The organism is Micromonospora sp. NPDC002717, from assembly GCF_040295705.1.
Classification (GTDB): domain Bacteria; phylum Actinomycetota; class Actinomycetes; order Mycobacteriales; family Micromonosporaceae; genus Micromonospora.
Window position 1 is genome coordinate 104,448 of record NZ_JBEOVW010000003.1, and the last position, 15,592, is coordinate 120,039.

General features: G+C 74.0%; 13 protein-coding genes. 10 read left to right on the plus strand and 3 right to left on the minus strand.

Annotation, left to right across the window (positions count from 1 at the left end; all coding sequences use genetic code 11):
* Nucleotides 1-109 precede the first annotated feature (109 nt).
* The gene (locus tag ABT006_RS06895) at nt 110-1,165 is read right to left on the minus strand and encodes a lysophospholipid acyltransferase family protein (protein ID WP_350703723.1); all 1,056 of its coding nucleotides are present in this window, start codon (nt 1,163-1,165) and stop codon (nt 110-112) included.
* Complete coding sequence (locus ABT006_RS06900; RefSeq protein ID WP_350703725.1) at nt 1,162-1,935, minus strand: GNAT family N-acetyltransferase; 774 nt, start codon at nt 1,933-1,935, stop codon at nt 1,162-1,164. The genes ABT006_RS06895 and ABT006_RS06900 overlap by 4 nt, the downstream gene beginning before the upstream one ends.
* Before the next feature lie 161 nt (nt 1,936-2,096).
* Here ABT006_RS06900 and ABT006_RS06905 point away from each other — a divergent pair, with 161 nt between their 5' ends.
* The 7 genes from ABT006_RS06905 to ABT006_RS06935 all read left to right on the plus strand — a co-directional run bounded on the left by ABT006_RS06905 (nt 2,097) and on the right by ABT006_RS06935 (nt 12,521).
* Complete coding sequence (locus ABT006_RS06905) at nt 2,097-2,759, plus strand: hypothetical protein (protein ID WP_350703727.1); 663 nt, start codon at nt 2,097-2,099, stop codon at nt 2,757-2,759.
* 131 nt (nt 2,760-2,890) lie between these two features.
* Nucleotides 2,891-3,826 carry an ABC transporter ATP-binding protein gene (locus ABT006_RS06910; RefSeq protein WP_350703729.1) on the plus strand — a complete coding sequence of 312 codons (936 nt, stop codon included), beginning with the start codon at nt 2,891-2,893 and terminating at the stop codon, nt 3,824-3,826.
* Nucleotides 3,823-4,635 carry a DUF2705 family protein gene (locus tag ABT006_RS06915; RefSeq protein ID WP_350703731.1) on the plus strand — a complete coding sequence of 271 codons (813 nt, stop codon included), beginning with the start codon at nt 3,823-3,825 and terminating at the stop codon, nt 4,633-4,635. Before ABT006_RS06910 ends, ABT006_RS06915 begins: the two co-directional genes overlap by 4 nt.
* A 281-nt stretch (nt 4,636-4,916) precedes the next feature.
* Nucleotides 4,917-8,654, plus strand: a complete 3,738-nt coding sequence (locus ABT006_RS06920) for a multifunctional oxoglutarate decarboxylase/oxoglutarate dehydrogenase thiamine pyrophosphate-binding subunit/dihydrolipoyllysine-residue succinyltransferase subunit (protein ID WP_350703733.1) — start codon at nt 4,917-4,919, stop codon at nt 8,652-8,654.
* Between the two features lie 156 nt (nt 8,655-8,810).
* Nucleotides 8,811-8,990, plus strand: coding sequence for a DUF6104 family protein (locus ABT006_RS06925; protein ID WP_350680287.1), 180 nt, complete (start codon nt 8,811-8,813; stop codon nt 8,988-8,990).
* Nucleotides 8,991-9,132: 142 nt separating this feature from the next.
* Nucleotides 9,133-11,202: a phosphate acetyltransferase gene (gene pta / locus ABT006_RS06930; protein ID WP_350703735.1), complete on the plus strand. Its 2,070-nt coding sequence runs from the start codon at nt 9,133-9,135 to the stop codon at nt 11,200-11,202.
* 200 nt (nt 11,203-11,402) lie between these two features.
* Nucleotides 11,403-12,521: an acetate/propionate family kinase gene (locus ABT006_RS06935; RefSeq protein WP_350703737.1), complete on the plus strand. Its 1,119-nt coding sequence runs from the start codon at nt 11,403-11,405 to the stop codon at nt 12,519-12,521.
* Nucleotides 12,522-12,535: 14 nt separating this feature from the next.
* On the opposite strand, the gene ABT006_RS06940 is transcribed toward ABT006_RS06935, so the two are convergent.
* Nucleotides 12,536-12,706: a hypothetical protein gene (locus tag ABT006_RS06940; RefSeq protein WP_350703739.1), complete on the minus strand. Its 171-nt coding sequence runs from the start codon at nt 12,704-12,706 to the stop codon at nt 12,536-12,538.
* A 186-nt stretch (nt 12,707-12,892) separates the two neighbouring features.
* Between ABT006_RS06940 and ABT006_RS06945 the strand changes: the two genes are divergently transcribed.
* From ABT006_RS06945 to ABT006_RS06955, 3 genes are all read left to right on the plus strand, one after another.
* The gene (locus ABT006_RS06945; protein WP_466024162.1) at nt 12,893-13,753 is read left to right on the plus strand and encodes an alpha/beta hydrolase family protein; all 861 of its coding nucleotides are present in this window, start codon (nt 12,893-12,895) and stop codon (nt 13,751-13,753) included.
* A 70-nt stretch (nt 13,754-13,823) separates the two neighbouring features.
* Nucleotides 13,824-14,363 carry a nucleotidyltransferase domain-containing protein gene (locus ABT006_RS06950; RefSeq protein WP_350703743.1) on the plus strand — a complete coding sequence of 180 codons (540 nt, stop codon included), beginning with the start codon at nt 13,824-13,826 and terminating at the stop codon, nt 14,361-14,363.
* A gap of 231 nt (nt 14,364-14,594) precedes the next feature.
* Nucleotides 14,595-15,563: an alpha/beta hydrolase family protein gene (locus ABT006_RS06955; RefSeq protein ID WP_350703745.1), complete on the plus strand. Its 969-nt coding sequence runs from the start codon at nt 14,595-14,597 to the stop codon at nt 15,561-15,563.
* Nucleotides 15,564-15,592: the final 29 nt, after the last annotated feature.

A 15,592-nucleotide genomic window follows, 5' to 3' on the forward strand; every position in this document is an offset into this window, starting at 1 on the left:
TCCCTCCGGTGACGCGCCGGCCCGGCGCGTCCCACGGCAGGACAGTAACGCGATACATCGCGATACGACAAGCGGTGCCGCCGGACGGCGGACGTCCCCGCCGTCCGGGTCAGGCAGCCAGGTCGAGCCTCCGCTCCGGTCCGGCCGGCCCGGCGGGCGGCTCCGGCTCCGACGAGGCGGCGAGCGGCGGGAACGGCACCGGCGCGGCGGCCGGCGGGAACGATGCCGGCACGGGGACCGACGCGGACAGCGCCGGCACGGACAGCGCCGGTGCGGGGACCGGCACGGACAGCGCCGGTGCGGGGGCCGGCACGCCCGGGGCCGCCGACCCTGCCGGCGGCGGCACGAGGTGCACGGCCGACTCGGCCGTCCGGGCGAGCAGTCGACGGTCGGCGTCCCGCGCGGGGTGCAGCGCGGCGGAGACGGTCACCCGGACCTCCAGGTCGCGGGCGGCGAGCACCCGACCCAGCGAGCGGAACAGGTTGTCGTCGCCGACGAAGGCGGCGGCCGTGGTCGGCACGCCGGTCGCCGCGCACGCGTAGCCGATCCGTAGCGGCACCACCGGCGCCCCGGCGTCGATCGCCGCCTGGAACAGGGCCGGGCGGAACCCCCGGCCGGGGCGGCAGCCGACCGCGTCGGCGGCCCCGCACCACGTCGTACCCTCCGGGAAGACCGCCACCGGGCGGCCGGCGCGCAGCACGGCGGCGACCCGGGCCACCGTCGCCGGCAGGTCGCGCGGCCGGGCCCGGTCGACCAGGACGGTGCCGGCCGCGGTCGCGAGCAGCCCGACCAGCGGCCAGGACCGCACCTCCCGCTTGGCCACCATCCGGGCCGGCGCGACGGCCAGCAGCGCCACCACGTCCAGCCAGGAGACGTGGTTGGCCACCAGCAGCGCCGGCCGCCGCGGCGCCCGGCCGCGCACCACCAGGCGTACGCCGAGGGCGCGCAGCGTCCCCCGGGCCCAGCCGCGCACGGCCACGGCCCGCTCCCCCGCCGGCAGCACCGGCAGCAGCGCGGCCAGCACCGTGCCCGCCAGCAGCATCCCGAGTACGGCCAGCAGCCGGGCCGCCCGCCGGGTCGCCGGCGCGGCCGGCGCCGCGCCGGCGACCGGGAGGCAGGCCGGTCCGCAGCCCGACGTGGGCAGCCAGAGCGGTGTCGCACTCACCGCTCGGCCCCGCCCAGGAAGTGCCGCAGGTAGCGGGGGTTCATCCGGTCCAGGGAGAAGAGCACGTAGAAGTCGGCCACCCCGAAGTCCGGGTCGTACGCGGGTTCCCCGCAGACCCAGGCGCCGAGGCGTAGGTAGCCGCGCAGCAGCGGCGGCAGCACGGCCCGCCCCGCCGGACCGTCGGCCGGCCCGGTCGTCGCGCCCGGCTCGGCGAACCAGGGGCGGCGTGGACGCACCCGCAGCGGCGGCGGGGCCAGGTGCCGGGCCCGGACCTCGTCCCACACCGCGGCGGCGGCCCCGCCCCCGTCGGCCACCGGCACCGACGCGCAGCCGCCGAGCCAGCGCGACCCCCGCAGGTGCAGGTAGCGGGTGATGCCGGCCCACATCAGGTTGATCACGGCGCCGGAGCGGTGGTCGGGGTGCACGCAGGAGCGGCCGGCCTCGACCAACCGCTCCCGGAGCGGGTCGAGCGCCGCGAGGTCGAACTCGGTCTCGGCGTACCGGCGGTCGGTGCGGCCCGGCGGGAGGAGGCGGTACGTGCCGACGACCTCGCCCGTGCTCTCCTGCCGGACGATCAGGTGGTCGCAGTACGGGTCGAACTCGTCGACGTCGCGCCCGGCGGCGTCGGGGCGGAGGGTGGCGCCGAGCTCGGTGGCGAACACCTCGTGACGGAGGCGTTGCGCGGCCGCGACCTCGCTCGGGTCGTCGGCGATCAGCAGGGTGTATCCGCTGGTCGTCAGGGGTGCGCCAGCGGCGTGCAGAACGGCCATGGCACCTGTGTAGGCGGCCCGGGTTGCCGGGCGTTGGGGTGAGGAGTGTCGATGAGGTGAACGGCGGTCGGCGACCCGTGGCGGGGCCGGCCGGCGGGCGTGCGAGGCTGCCGGGGGCGGGCCGGCGACGGGGCCGGACGCCGCGCCGCGGGAGGTGTCTGATGATCATCGAGTCGCGCCACAACGGGCCGCCGGGCTCGGGCAACGGCGGTTGGAGCGCCGGGGTCTTCGCCGCCGCGTCCGGCGCCCCCGGTCCGGTCGAGGTGACGCTGCGCCGCCCGCCCCCGCTGGAGACCCTGCTCACTCTCGTCGACGGGGAGGTCCGCGACCCGGAGGGCCTGGTCGTCGCCCAGGTCCGCCCCACGGAGGATCCCCGCGCGGTCGTGCCGCCGGTGGACCTGCCGGCTGCGCGGGCTGCGTCGGCGGCGTACCCCGGACTGGTCGACCACCCCTTCCCGGGCTGCTACGTCTGCGGCCCGGACCGCCTCGACGGCCTGCGGATCTTCCCCGGCCGGCTGCCGGACGGCCGGACCGCCGCGCCGTTCCGCGCGCCGGGGTCTGTCACTCCCGCCACGGTCTGGGCGGCGCTGGACTGCCCCGGCGGCTGGGCCGTCATCGCGCCCGGTCGGCCGTACGTCCTCGGCCGCATCGCGGCGGTGGTCGCGGCGCTGCCCGAGCCGGGCGACGAGTGCGTGGTGACCGGCGCGATGGTCGGCGGCGAGGGCCGCAAGGCGCTCGTGCACACCAGCCTGTACGCCCCCGACGGCACCCTTCTGGCCTGGGCCCGGGCGACCTGGATCGCCGTGGCGGCGGCCGGCGGGTAGTCGTTCCTGGGGAGGAGGGCCTCCTGCCTGAGGCGGAGTTGGATCTACGGAGCGCGCCTGATTGACCTCGTTGCGCCCGCCCGCCACGCTGTGTCACGGCGTACCCCGAAGCCCCCGCACGAAGGAGAGCAATGACTGACGGGCAGCGAAGCCCCACGAGTGACGGTCAGATCGTGGTGTCCGGCCTGACGAAGCAGTACAAGAACGTCCGGGCCGTGAACAATCTGTCCTTCACGGTCGAGCCGGGGCGGGTGACCGGGTTCCTCGGCCCCAACGGTGCCGGCAAGACCACCACCCTGCGCATGCTGCTGAACCTGGTCACCCCGACCGGCGGACAGGCGACCATCAGCGGTCGCCGGTACGCCGACCTGACCGACCCGCTGCGGCACGTCGGCGCGGTGCTGGAGGCGTCCAGCGCGCACAAGGGCCGCACCGGGATCAACCACCTGCGGGTGCTCTGCGCGGCGGCGGGGCTGCCGAAGCAGCGGGCCGACGAGGCGCTGGCGCTGGTCGGGCTCACGCCGGCGGCGAACCGCAAGTTCAAGGGCTACTCGCTCGGCATGAAGCAGCGGCTCGGCATCGCCGCCGCGATGCTCGGCGACCCCCGGGTGCTGATCCTCGACGAGCCGGCCAACGGCCTGGACCCGGAGGGCATCCGGTGGATGCGCGGGTTCCTCAAGAACCTCGCGCACGAGGGCCGCACCGTGCTGGTCTCCAGCCACCTGCTGTCCGAGATGCAGCTGCTCGCCGACGACGTGGTGATCATCGCCGCCGGCCAGCTCGTCCGGCAGGGCACGGTCGAGCACGTGATCGGGTCGATGGCGCAGGGCGTCCGGGTGCGGGTGCGTACCCCGCAGGCCGACGCGCTGACCGTGGCGCTGAAGGACGGCCCGGGCACCGTCGACGTCGACGAGCACGGCACCCTGCTGGTGGGCGGGGTGGACGCCCCGACCGTGGGCCGGGTCGCCCTGGCCGCCGGCGTCGAACTACACGAACTGACCACGGAACGGCCCGACCTGGAACGGGTCTTCCTGGAGCTGACGGCCGGAAAGGCGGGCATCCGATGAACCTCGTCCGATCCGAGCTACTCAAGATCCGCACCACCAGCACGTGGTGGTGGCTGGCCATCGGCGCGTTCCTGTCGATCGCGCTGGCGTTCGCGTTCAATGCCTGGGTCGCCGACGAGACGCTGAGCGGCAAGGGCGAGAGCCTGGGCGTCACCGGCGACATGGCGTCCGCGGCGGCGCAGGCTGCCAACCTCTACACCTCCGGGCAGTACCTGGGCCTGATGTTCGTGATGCTGATCGGCATCCTGATGGTCACCAACGAGTTCTTCCACCAGACGGCGACCACGACGTTCCTGTCCACGCCGCGGCGCACGTCGGTGATCCTCAGCAAGCTGGTCGCGGCGAGCCTGCTGGGCTTCGGGTTCTGGCTGGTGACCACCGTGATCGACCTGGCCGCCGGGGCGGTCTTCCTGTCGATCAACGACTACGGCACCCTGCTCGACGAGTGGGCCGTGCAGCGGGCGCTGCTGCTCAACCTCCTGGCGTACGCGATCTGGACGGTGCTCGGCGTGGGGATCGGCACGCTGATCACCAACCAGCTCGGCGCGGTGATCACCGCGGCGGTGCTCTACCTGGTCGGCACGCAGGTGGTGGGGCTGCTGTTCATGCTGCTGGCGAACGTGCTGGAGAACCAGGCCGTGGCCAAGTGGCAGGTGATCTGGCCGGCCGTCGCCTCGACCGTCATGGTCAGCGAGGGCCAGACGGACTTCACCCCCGAGTGGTGGGTCGGCGCGCTCGTGCTGATCGGCTACGCGGTGGTCAGCGGGGTGGTCGGCGTCGCGATCACCCGCCGTCGCGACATCTCCTGACGGGTTCGGACGACGAAGGGGCGGGGGTGGTGCCGGGCACCACCCCCGCCCCCGTCGTACTGGGGTCGGCGACACGACGGGCCCTACCAGCAGTCGGCGGAACACGCAGCGTTTGGCCAACTTCTGGCATCTTCTGTGAAACGGACCACGCGGCGGAGGCGGAAATGCCTGCGGCATCCGCACGGCGTAGCCTTGGAGCCGTCTCGTGGGCGCTCGCAGACAGGGCGGCACGGGGACACCGCGTGACACACAAACCCGCGTGAAAGAGGCGATTACCGGCCGTGTCGACCCAGCAGACTTCGCAGGAGAACCCACTGGCGGGTTTCGGTCCGAACGAGTGGATCGTCGAGGAGATGTACCAGCGCTACCTCGCCGACCCCACCAGCGTCGATTCGGCCTGGCACGACTTCTTCGCGGACTACCGTCCGGCGCCCGGCGCCGGCACGCCCCGCGCTGAACAGCAGGCCCCGAAGCCGGCCGCCGGGCCGGAGCCCGCCGGACAGCAGGAGGCGGCCACCTCGGTCGCGCAGCCGGCCGCCGCCAGGCCGGCGGAGAAGAAGCCGGAGGCCAAGCCGGAGAAGCCGGCCGCCAAGGCCGCCCCGGCCAAGCCCGCGCCCGCGAAGGCCGCCCCGGCCAAGCCCGCGCCGACCAAGCCGACCGCCGCCGGCCCGCAGACCACGCCGCTGCGCGGTGTGGCGGCGAAGATCGTCCAGAACATGGACGCCTCGCTCGCCGTGCCGACCGCCACCAGCGTGCGCGCCGTCCCGGCCAAGCTGCTGGTCGACAACCGCATCGTGATCAACAACCACCTCACCCGTGGGCGCGGCGGCAAGGTCAGCTTCACCCACCTCATCGGGTACGCGATGGTCCGGGCGCTGGTCGCCCACCCGGAGATGAACAACTCCTTCGCCGAGGTCGACGGCAAGCCGGTCATGGTCCGGCCCGAGCACGTCAACCTGGGCATCGCGATCGACCTGGTCAAGCCGGACGGCAGCCGCAACCTGGTGGTCCCGTCCATCAAGGCCTGCGAGCAGATGGACTTCCGGCAGTTCTGGCAGGCGTACGAGGACGTGGTCCGGCGCGCCCGCCGCAACGAGCTGACCATGGAGGACTACTCCGGCACCACGATCTCGCTGACCAACCCCGGCGGCATCGGCACCGTGCACTCGATGCCGCGGCTCATGCAGGGGCAGAGCGCGATCATCGGCGTCGGCGCGATGGAGTACCCGGCCCCCTACCAGGGCATGTCCGAGGCCACCCTGGCCGAGCTGGCGGTCAGCAAGGTCATCACCCTGACCAGCACGTACGACCACCGGATCATCCAGGGCGCGCAGTCCGGCGAGTTCCTCAAGGTCATGCACGAGCTGCTGCTGGGCGAGCACGGCTTCTACGACCAGATCTTCACCTCGCTGCGGATCCCGTACGAGCCGGTGCGCTGGATGCGCGACGTCGCGGTCAACAGCGAGGGCCAGATCAACAAGACGGCCCGGGTGCACGAGCTGATCCACGCCTACCGGGTGCGCGGGCACCTGATGGCCGACACCGACCCGCTCGAGTTCAAGATCCGCAAGCACCCGGACCTGGACGTCCTCCAGCACGGGCTGACCCTGTGGGACTTGGACCGCGAGTTCCCGGTCAACGGCTTCGCCGGCAAGCAGCGGATGAAGCTGCGCGACATCCTCGGCGTGCTGCGCGACTCGTACTGCCGCCGGGTCGGCATCGAGTACATGCACATCCAGGACCCGGAGGAGCGGCGCTGGATCCAGGAGCGGATCGAGCGCAAGTACGAGAAGCCGTCCCCGGACGAGCAGAAGCACGTGCTCAACCGGCTCAACGCCGCCGAGGCGTTCGAGACCTTCCTGCAGACCAAGTACGTCGGGCAGAAGCGCTTCTCGCTGGAGGGCGGCGAGTCGCTGATCCCGCTGCTCGGCGAGGTGCTGGAGGCGTCCGCCGAGGGCGGGCTGGACGAGGTCGTCATCGGCATGGCCCACCGCGGCCGGCTCAACGTGCTGGCGAACATCGTCGGCAAGCCGTACGAGAAGATCTTCTCGGAGTTCGAGGGGCACCTGGACCCGCGCTCCACGCAGGGCTCCGGCGACGTGAAGTACCACCTGGGCCAGAACGGCAAGTTCACCACGCCGGACGGCGACCACGCGGTCAAGGTCTCGGTGGTGGCGAACCCGTCGCACCTGGAGGCCGTCGACCCGGTGCTGGAGGGCATCGTCCGGGCCAAGCAGGACCGGATAGACCTCAAGCTGGAGGGCTACACCGTGCTGCCGCTCGCGGTGCACGGCGACGCCGCCTTCGCCGGCCAGGGCGTGGTGGCGGAGACGCTCAACCTCTCCCAGCTGCGCGGCTACCGCACCGGCGGCACCGTGCACGTGGTGGTCAACAACCAGGTCGGCTTCACCACCGCCCCGGAGTACAGCCGCTCCAGCCTCTACAGCACCGACGTCGCCCGGATGATCCAGGCGCCGATCTTCCACGTCAACGGCGACGACCCCGAGGCCGTGGTCCGGGTCGCCCGGCTGGCCTTCGAGTACCGGCAGGCGTTCAACAAGGACGTCGTCATCGACATGGTCTGCTACCGCCGGCGCGGGCACAACGAGGGCGACGACCCGTCGATGTCCAACCCGCAGATGTACAAGATCATCGACTCGAAGCGGTCCGTCCGGAAGCTCTACACCGAGGAGCTGATCGGGCGCGGCGACATCACCGTGGAGGATGCGGAGGAGCTGCTGCGCGACTACCAGTCGCAGCTGGAGCGGGTCTTCAAGGCCACCCGCGACGCGGCCACCATGCCGCGCCAGCTCAGCCGCCCCAAGCGGGAGGACGAGCCGGAGCCGCAGGTGGAGACCGCCACCGACGCCGGCGTCGTCAAGGCCATCGGCGAGGCGCACGTCAACCTGCCGGAGGGCTTCACCCCGCACAAGCGGATCCAGCAGCTGCTCGACCGGCGGGCCAAGATGTCCGTCGAGGGCAACATCGACTGGGGCTTCGGCGAGATCATCGCGTTCGGCTCGCTGCTGCACGACGGGGTCACCGTCCGGCTCGCCGGTCAGGACTCCCGCCGGGGCACCTTCGTGCAGCGGCACGCCGCCGTGGTCGACGCCGAGACCGGCGAGGACCACCTGCCCCTGCAGTCGCTGACCGGCGACGGCGAGCGGTCCCGGTTCTTCGTGCACGACTCCCTGCTCAGCGAGTACGCGGCGATGGGCTTCGAGTACGGCTACTCGGTGGAGAACATCAACGCGCTGGTCTGCTGGGAGGCGCAGTTCGGCGACTTCGTCAACGGCGCCCAGTCGGTGATCGACGAGTTCGTCTCCTCCGGCGAGGTGAAGTGGGGCCAGCGCTCCGCGGTCACCCTGCTGCTGCCGCACGGCCACGAGGGCCAGGGGCCGGACCACACCTCCGGCCGCCCGGAGCGGTTCCTGCAGATGTGCGCCGAGGACAACATGCGGGTGGCCATCCCGACCACCCCGGCGAACTACTTCCACCTGCTGCGGCGCCAGGCGCTCTCGCCGAAGCGCAAGCCGCTGGTGGTGTTCACGCCGAAGTCGCTGCTGCGGCACAAGCTCTGCGTCTCCTCCGTCGAGGAGTTCACCACCGGTACCTTCCAGCCGGTGCTGCGCGACCCGGGCGCCCCGGCGCCGGAGGCGGTGAAGCGGGTGCTGCTCTGCTCGGGCAAGGTCTACTACGACCTGTTCCAGGCCCGGCAGGAGCGCGGCATCACCGACACCGCGATCATCCGGCTGGAGCAGCTCTACCCGATGCCGGTGGAGGAGATCCGGGCCGCGCTCGCGGCGTACCCGAACGCCGAGGACTACGCCTGGGTGCAGGAGGAGCCGGCCAACCAGGGCGCCTGGTCGTTCGTCGCGCTCAACCTGCTGGAGCACCTGGCCGACGTCCGGCTGCGCCGCATCTCCCGCCCGGCCGCGGCCGCCCCGGCCGTCGGCTCGGCGAAGATGCACGACGTCGAGCAGACCGCGCTGATCGAGGCGGCTCTCCCCCGCCCGTGACCTGAGCACCGCACCGACAACCGGGGCAGGGACCGTCGCGCTGACGGTCTCTGCCCCGTCGGCGTCCCGGCCGCCCGTGGCGGTTCCGGCCGGCCTCCGTCCCGGGACGACCCGAACGCCCATCCACAGCAGACCGACGAGCGAGGAACGCACAGCATGTACTTCACGGACCGTGGGATCGAGGAACTGGTGCAGCGGCGGGGCGAGGAGTCCGTCAGCGTCGAGTGGCTCGGCGAGCGCCTCCGCGACTTCGTCGACCTGAACCCCGAGTTCGAGACGCCGATCGAGCGCTTCGCCACCTGGCTCGCCCGCCTCGACGACGAGGACGACGAGTAACCCGACCGTCCACCTCGCGTTGATCGTGAGCTTGTTGCCGCGACACGCCGAGGCGGGCGACAACAAACATCATGATCAACGGCCCGGGCGGGTGGGTCCAAGGTCCCGGGCGGACGGTTACGCGATCTTCTAGGGTGGGTGCGTGGCCCGGAGTGTGTACCTGACCAGCGTGGGATCCGGCGGGGGCAAGTCGACCGTCGCGCTCGGGCTGGCGGAGCTGTTGTCCCGGCAGGTCGAGCGGATCGGCGCGTTCCGGCCGCTGGTCGGCGGGCACGGCCCCGACCCGATCCTCGCCCTGCTCAGCGACCGGTACCGGATCGGGTTGCCGCTGGCCGACCTGAGCGGCACCACGTACGCCGAGGCCACCGCGCTGGTCGCCGACGGGCGGCGGGAGGAACTGATCGCCGGCATCGTCACGCGCTACCGGGAGGTCGAGCGGCGCTGCCCGGCGGTGGTCGTGGTGGGCAGCGACTTCGCCGACGGCGGCGACGGCGCCGGGCCCCGCGAGTTGGCCTTCAACGCCCGGCTGGCCACCGAGTTCGGCAGCGTGGTGGTGCCCGTGGTCGACGGCTTCGGGCAGGAGCCGGCGGCGATCGCGGCGGCGGCGCGCGGGGCGTACCACGATCTGGAGGACCTCGGGGCGACGGTGCTGGCGGTCGTCGCCAACCGGGTGCCCGGCCCGATGGCCCTGCCGGACCTGCCGGTCCCCGCGTACGCCATCCCGGAGGTGCCGACCGTGTCGGCGCCGACGGTGGCCGAGGTGGCGGCGGCGCTCGGCGCCACGCTGCTGGCCGGGGACGACGACGCGCTCGGCCGCGACGTGCTCGACTACGTGGTCGGCGCGGCACACGTGCCGACGCTGCTGGACCACCTGACCGAGGGTGCCCTGGTGATCACCCCCGGGGACCGGGCGGACCTGCTGGTGGCGGCGAGCGCGGCGCACGTGGCCGGGCAGGTCTCGGTCGCCGGGGTGGTGCTCACCCTCGGCGAGCAGCCGGACCCGCGCGCGATGCGGCTGGTGGAGGGGCTGAGCACCGGGCTCGCGGTGCTCTCCGTGCCCAGCGACAGCTACGACACGGTGGCCGCGTCCAGCCGGATCGAGGGCCGCCCCAGCGCGGCCCACCCGCGCAAGGTGGAGGCCGCGCTCGGCGCGTTCGAGCGCTGCGTGGACACCGACGACCTGGCCCGCCGGCTGCGGGTCAGCCGCTCCGGGCGGGTCACCCCGCTGATGTTCGAGAACGACCTGATCGACCGGGCCCGGGCCCGACGCCGGCACCTCGTGCTGCCCGAGGGGGCGGAGGAGCGGATCCTGCGGGCGACGGAGATCCTGCTGCGCCGGGGCGTCGCCGACATCACCCTGCTCGGGCGCCCCGACGACGTCGTGCGGCGGACCCGCGAGCTGGGCATCGACATCACCGGCGCGCGGGTGGTCGACCCGGTCACCAGCGAGTGGCGCGACGAGTTCGCCGTCGAGTACGCGAAGCTGCGCGCCCACCGGGGGGTCACCGCCGAGCTGGCGCACGACATCGTCGCCCAGCCGAACTACTTCGGCACCCTGATGGTGCAGACCGGGCACGCCGACGGGATGGTCTCCGGGGCGACCCACACCACCGCCGCCACGATCCGGCCGGCCTTCGAGATCATCCGTACGGTGCCGGGGGTCTCGGTCGCCTCCAGCGTCTTCTTCATGCTGCTGGCCGACCGGGTGCTGGTCTACGGCGACTGCGCGGTCAACCCCGACCCGGACGCCGCCCAGCTCGCCGACATCGCCATCTCCTCGGCGGACACCGCCGCCCGGTTCGGCATCGAGCCGCGGGTCGCCATGCTCTCCTACTCCACCGGCAGCTCCGGGGCGGGCGCCGACGTGGAGAAGGTCGTGGCGGCCACGAAACTGGTCCGGGAGCGCCGCCCCGACCTGCTGGTCGAGGGGCCGATCCAGTACGACGCGGCGATCGACCCGGCGGTCGCGGCGACGAAGCTGCCCGGCAGCACGGTCGCCGGCCGGGCCACGGTCTTCGTCTTCCCCGACCTGAACACGGGCAACAACACGTACAAGGCGGTGCAGCGCTCCGCTGGGGCGGTGGCCGTCGGGCCGGTGATGCAGGGCCTGCGCCGGCCGGTGAACGACCTGTCCCGGGGAGCCACCGTGCCGGACATCGTGAACACCGTGGCGATCACCGCCATCCAGGCCGCGGCCGAGGAGTCGTCATGAGCGAGCGAAGCGAGCGAACCAGCAGGCTCAGTGCGACGGTGCCTCATGGCGACACGCAGCGAAGCGAAGTGCCGTCATGAGCGAGCGAAGCGAGCGAATCAGCAAGCTCAGTGCGATGGTGCCTCATGGCGACACGCAGCGAAGCGAAGTGCCGTCATGAGCGCCCAGGTCGGCCCGCCCGCCGCCGAAAGGAGGCACCCGTGAGCCGGGTGCTCGTGCTCAACTGCGGATCGTCGTCGGTGAAGTACCGGCTCTTCGACGGCGACCGGGTGCTCGACAGGGGCACCGTGGAGCGGGTCGGCGAGCCGGGCGGCGGCCCGGCCGACCACGAGACCGCCGTCCGGGAGATTCTCGCCGGGCTCGACCTGGCCGGGCTGGCCGCCGTCGGGCACCGGGTGGTCCACGGCGGCAAGCGGTTCGGCGAGCCCGTCCTGCTCGACGACGCGGTGCGCGCCGCGATCCGCGACCTGATCCCGCTCGCGCCGCTGCACAACCCCGCCAACCTGACCGGCATCGAGGTCGCCCTGGCCGCGCTGCCGGACGTGCCGCAGGTCGCCGTCTTCGACACCGCGTTCCACACCACGCTGCCCGAGGCCGCCGCGACCTACGCGGTCGAGCGGGACACCGCCGAGCGGTACGGCATCCGGCGGTACGGGTTCCACGGCACCTCGCACGCGTACGTGTCCCGGCGCACCGCCGAGCTGCTCGGCCACCCGTACGCGGAGGTGAACACGATCACCCTGCACCTGGGCAACGGGGCCAGCGCCTGCGCGGTCGCCGGCGGCCGGAGCGTGGCCACCTCGATGGGGATGTCCCCGCTGGAGGGCCTGGTGATGGGCACCCGCAGCGGCGACCTCGACCCGACCGTCATCTTCCACCTGCGCCGGGAGGGCGGTCTCTCCGTCGACGAGATCGACGACCTGCTCAACCACCGCAGCGGCCTGCTCGGGCTGACCGGCGCCAACGACATGCGCGAGGTCCTCAGGCGCCGGGCGGACGGCGATCCGGCGGCCACGCTCGCCTTCGACGTCTACTGCCGGCGGATCACCGGCTACGTCGGGGCGTACTACGCGCTGCTCGGGCGGGTGGACGCGATCGCCTTCACCGCCGGGGTCGGCGAGCACGCCGCGCCGGTGCGCGCCGCCGCGCTGGCCGGCCTGGACCGGCTCGGCATCGCGGTGGACCCGGAGCGCAACGCCGGCAGCGGCGACCGGGTCATCTCACCCGAGGGCACCGAGGTGACGGTCTGCGTCGTAGGCACCGACGAGGAGCGCGAGATCGCCCTCCAGACGCGGGCCGTGGTCGGCGCCGCCGGCTGACCCGGGCCCGGGCGTCAGCTCAGGGCGAGCCAGGCGAGGAGGGCGACCAGCACGACCGCGACCGCCCCGGCGCCGACGAGCAGCGGCGTGCGGGAGGCGCCGGCCGGCGCCTCGGGCTCGGCGGTGTTGGCGAAGGCGCGGAACGCCGCGGTGTTGCCGCTCGGGTCGGTGTGGTTCTCAGGCATGCCGGTGACCCTAGCCAAGTCGCTACCGCCCCGTGGTCCGTCACGCGCCGCCCGACCCAGGTCGGGCCGGCCGGTGGACGGGATCCGCCCGGCCGACGGGAGTGTCCGGCCGGACGGTGGGGACGGTCCGGACGACCCGGCACCTACCGTGGAACGGTGGGGGTGAAGCGGCTGGTCGCCGTGCTGATGACGGCGCTGCTGGCGGGCTGCGCGCCGGCCACCGCCGCGCCCGGGAGCGGCACGCCGCCGGCCCGTCCGGCCCCTGAGACGACGTACGCCGTCGGGGTGCGGACGTTCACCGTCGACCCCACCTCGGCTCGGCCGCTCCCGGTGACCGTCTGGTACCCGGCGGACGGGGACGCGGTGGCGGCGGGCCGGTTCCCGGTGGTGGTCTACAGCCACGGGCTGCACAGCCTCCCCGAGCTGCACGCCGGGCTGACCACGCGCTGGGCCGCCGCCGGCTTCGTGGTGGCCGCCCCGGCCTACCCGCACACCCGGCGCGGGACGCCCCGGTTCAGCCGCGCCGACGTACGCCACCAGCCGGCCGACGGCTGGCGGCTCGTCCGGCACCTGGTGCGGCTCGATGCCCGGCGCGGTGACCCGCTCGCCGGGCACCTCGACGTCACCCGGTTCGCCGCCGCCGGCCACTCGGCGGGCGGCTTCACCACGGCGGGGATGTTCACCTCCGGACGGTCGGGGCGGCTGCGGGCCGGCATCGTGATCGCCGGCGGCGGCATGGCGGGCAGTTTCGCCGGCCCGGCGGCGCCGCTGCTGTTCGTGCACGGCACGGCCGACCCGATCGTGCCGGCGTCGGTCGGCCGGGCCGCGTACGACCGCACGACCGGCCCGGCCGCCTTCCTGAGCCTGCTCGGCCAGGGCCACGGCGAGTACCTGACCCCGGGGCGGCCCGGCTTCGACCAGGTCCTCGCCACCACCACGGACTTCCTCCGCTGGAGCCTCTACGGCGACCCGGACGCCGGCCGGCGCCTGCCCGGCGGCGCCCGCCTTCCGGGCGTGACGGCGTTCGAGACCCGCTCCGCCCGCTGACCGCCGCACCGGCCGCCCCGGTACGGGTGACGCTCTGGTGCGGCGAAGGCCGCCGGGCTACGGTGCCGCCGTGGACGGTCTGACGGGGCGACAACTCGACGGCATCGCCGAGCTGGCCGGGCTGGCGTCGGCGGCCGGCGTCGAGGTGTGGCTGCGGGGCGGCTGGGCGATGGACTTCCACCTGGGCGAGGTGACCCGGCCGCACGTCGACGTCGACTGGTACTGCTGGCGTGCCGACGCGGAGCGGCTGGCCGGCCTGCTGCGGGCGCACGGCTGGCGGCCAGACCCGAGGATGCCCGTCCACCTGCAGCTCGACCTGGTCCGCAACGACGTCGAGGTGAGCGTCGCGTACCTGGCGCGGGACGCGGCCGGCCGGGTGGTGGTGGGCGCCGGTCAGTGGGCGGGCACCCCGCTGCCCGACGGCATGCTGACCGGTCCGCCCGGCCGGATCGGCCCGCTGGCCGTCCCGGTGATCTCGGTGGCCGCCCAGATCGAGTTCAAGGAGATGTTTCCCGTCTGGATGCCGGGGCGCCCCCGCCGCCCCAAGGACGCCGCCGATCTGGCGCGCCTCCGCGCCGCCGTCGCCGATGCCCCGCCCATGACCGGTTGACGCCCGGGCGACCGGCGAACCGGGCGAGCGGGCACGCCGCGGCGGCCGAGCAACCGGCGGCGGCGCGCCGCGGCGCGGTCCGGTCGTTCGGTGCCACGACGTGCCGCTCCACCTGGTTCGGTCGCGCGTCCGGCACCCGAGTGGGACGAGCCGGCACGAGCCGGTCACGCGGCCGGTGCGCTGCGTCGATCCCGGGTGGGGCGGGTGGCGCGGCGAGGCACAATCGGAGCCATGTCGCGTCGCGCCACCCCCGCCCTGCTCGCCACGGCACTGCTCGCCGCCGGTCTGGTCGGCTGCTCCGCCGACGCCGGTCCGGTCGCCCGCCCGGCCGCTCCCGTCGAGTCGCCGAAGGCGAGCACCCCGGCGCCGCTGGTGCCCGCCGGCACCGCCCCCGAGAAGGCGTTCGCCGTCGGCGTACGACAGCTCGAGCTGAACCGCGACGGGGACCGGCCGCTGCCGGTGACCGTCTGGTACCCGGCGGCCGGAAAGGCCGGCGGGGAGCCGGAGCGCTCGGCGGCGGCGGCCCGGGGGAGGTTTCCCGTCGTCATGTTCAGCCACGGCCTGAACGGGCGGCCGGCCGACTACGAGACGCTGCTGACCCGCTGGGCGGCGGCCGGGTTCGTGGTGGCCGCCCCGACCTTCCCGCACACCGCGCGGGGCGGCGACGGCAACGTGCTCGACGTGCTCAACCAGCCCGCCGACGTGTCGTACGCGCTCACCCAGGTGCTCGCCCTCGACGGCCGCAGCGGCGACCCGCTGCGCGGCCGGCTGGCCACCGACCGGGTGGCCGCGGCCGGGCACTCGGCCGGCGGGGTGACCACGATCGGCCTCTTCACCGCCGGCCGCGACGAGCGGCTGGACGCCGGCGTGGTCTTCGCCGGCACCGCGCTCGGTGTCGGCACCGCCTTCGCGGGCGCCGCCGCGCCGCAGCTCTTCGTGCACGGCGAGGCCGACGAGGTGGTCGAGTACGCCGCCGGCAAGGCCGCCTACGACAAGGTGCCCTGGCCGAAGGCCATGCTGAGCCTGCCGAAGGGCGACCACGGCCGGGCCCTGCTCAGCGACGGCGAGGCCCTGCGGGTGGTCTCGGACACCACGGTCGAGTTCCTGCGCTGGTCCCTCTACGGCGACGAGGCCGCCAAGCGCCGCATCCCCACCGACGCCGCCCGCCACGACATCGCCACCCTCGACAACCGCCTCTGAGCGACCGCGCCCGCTCGCCGTGTGGCGGG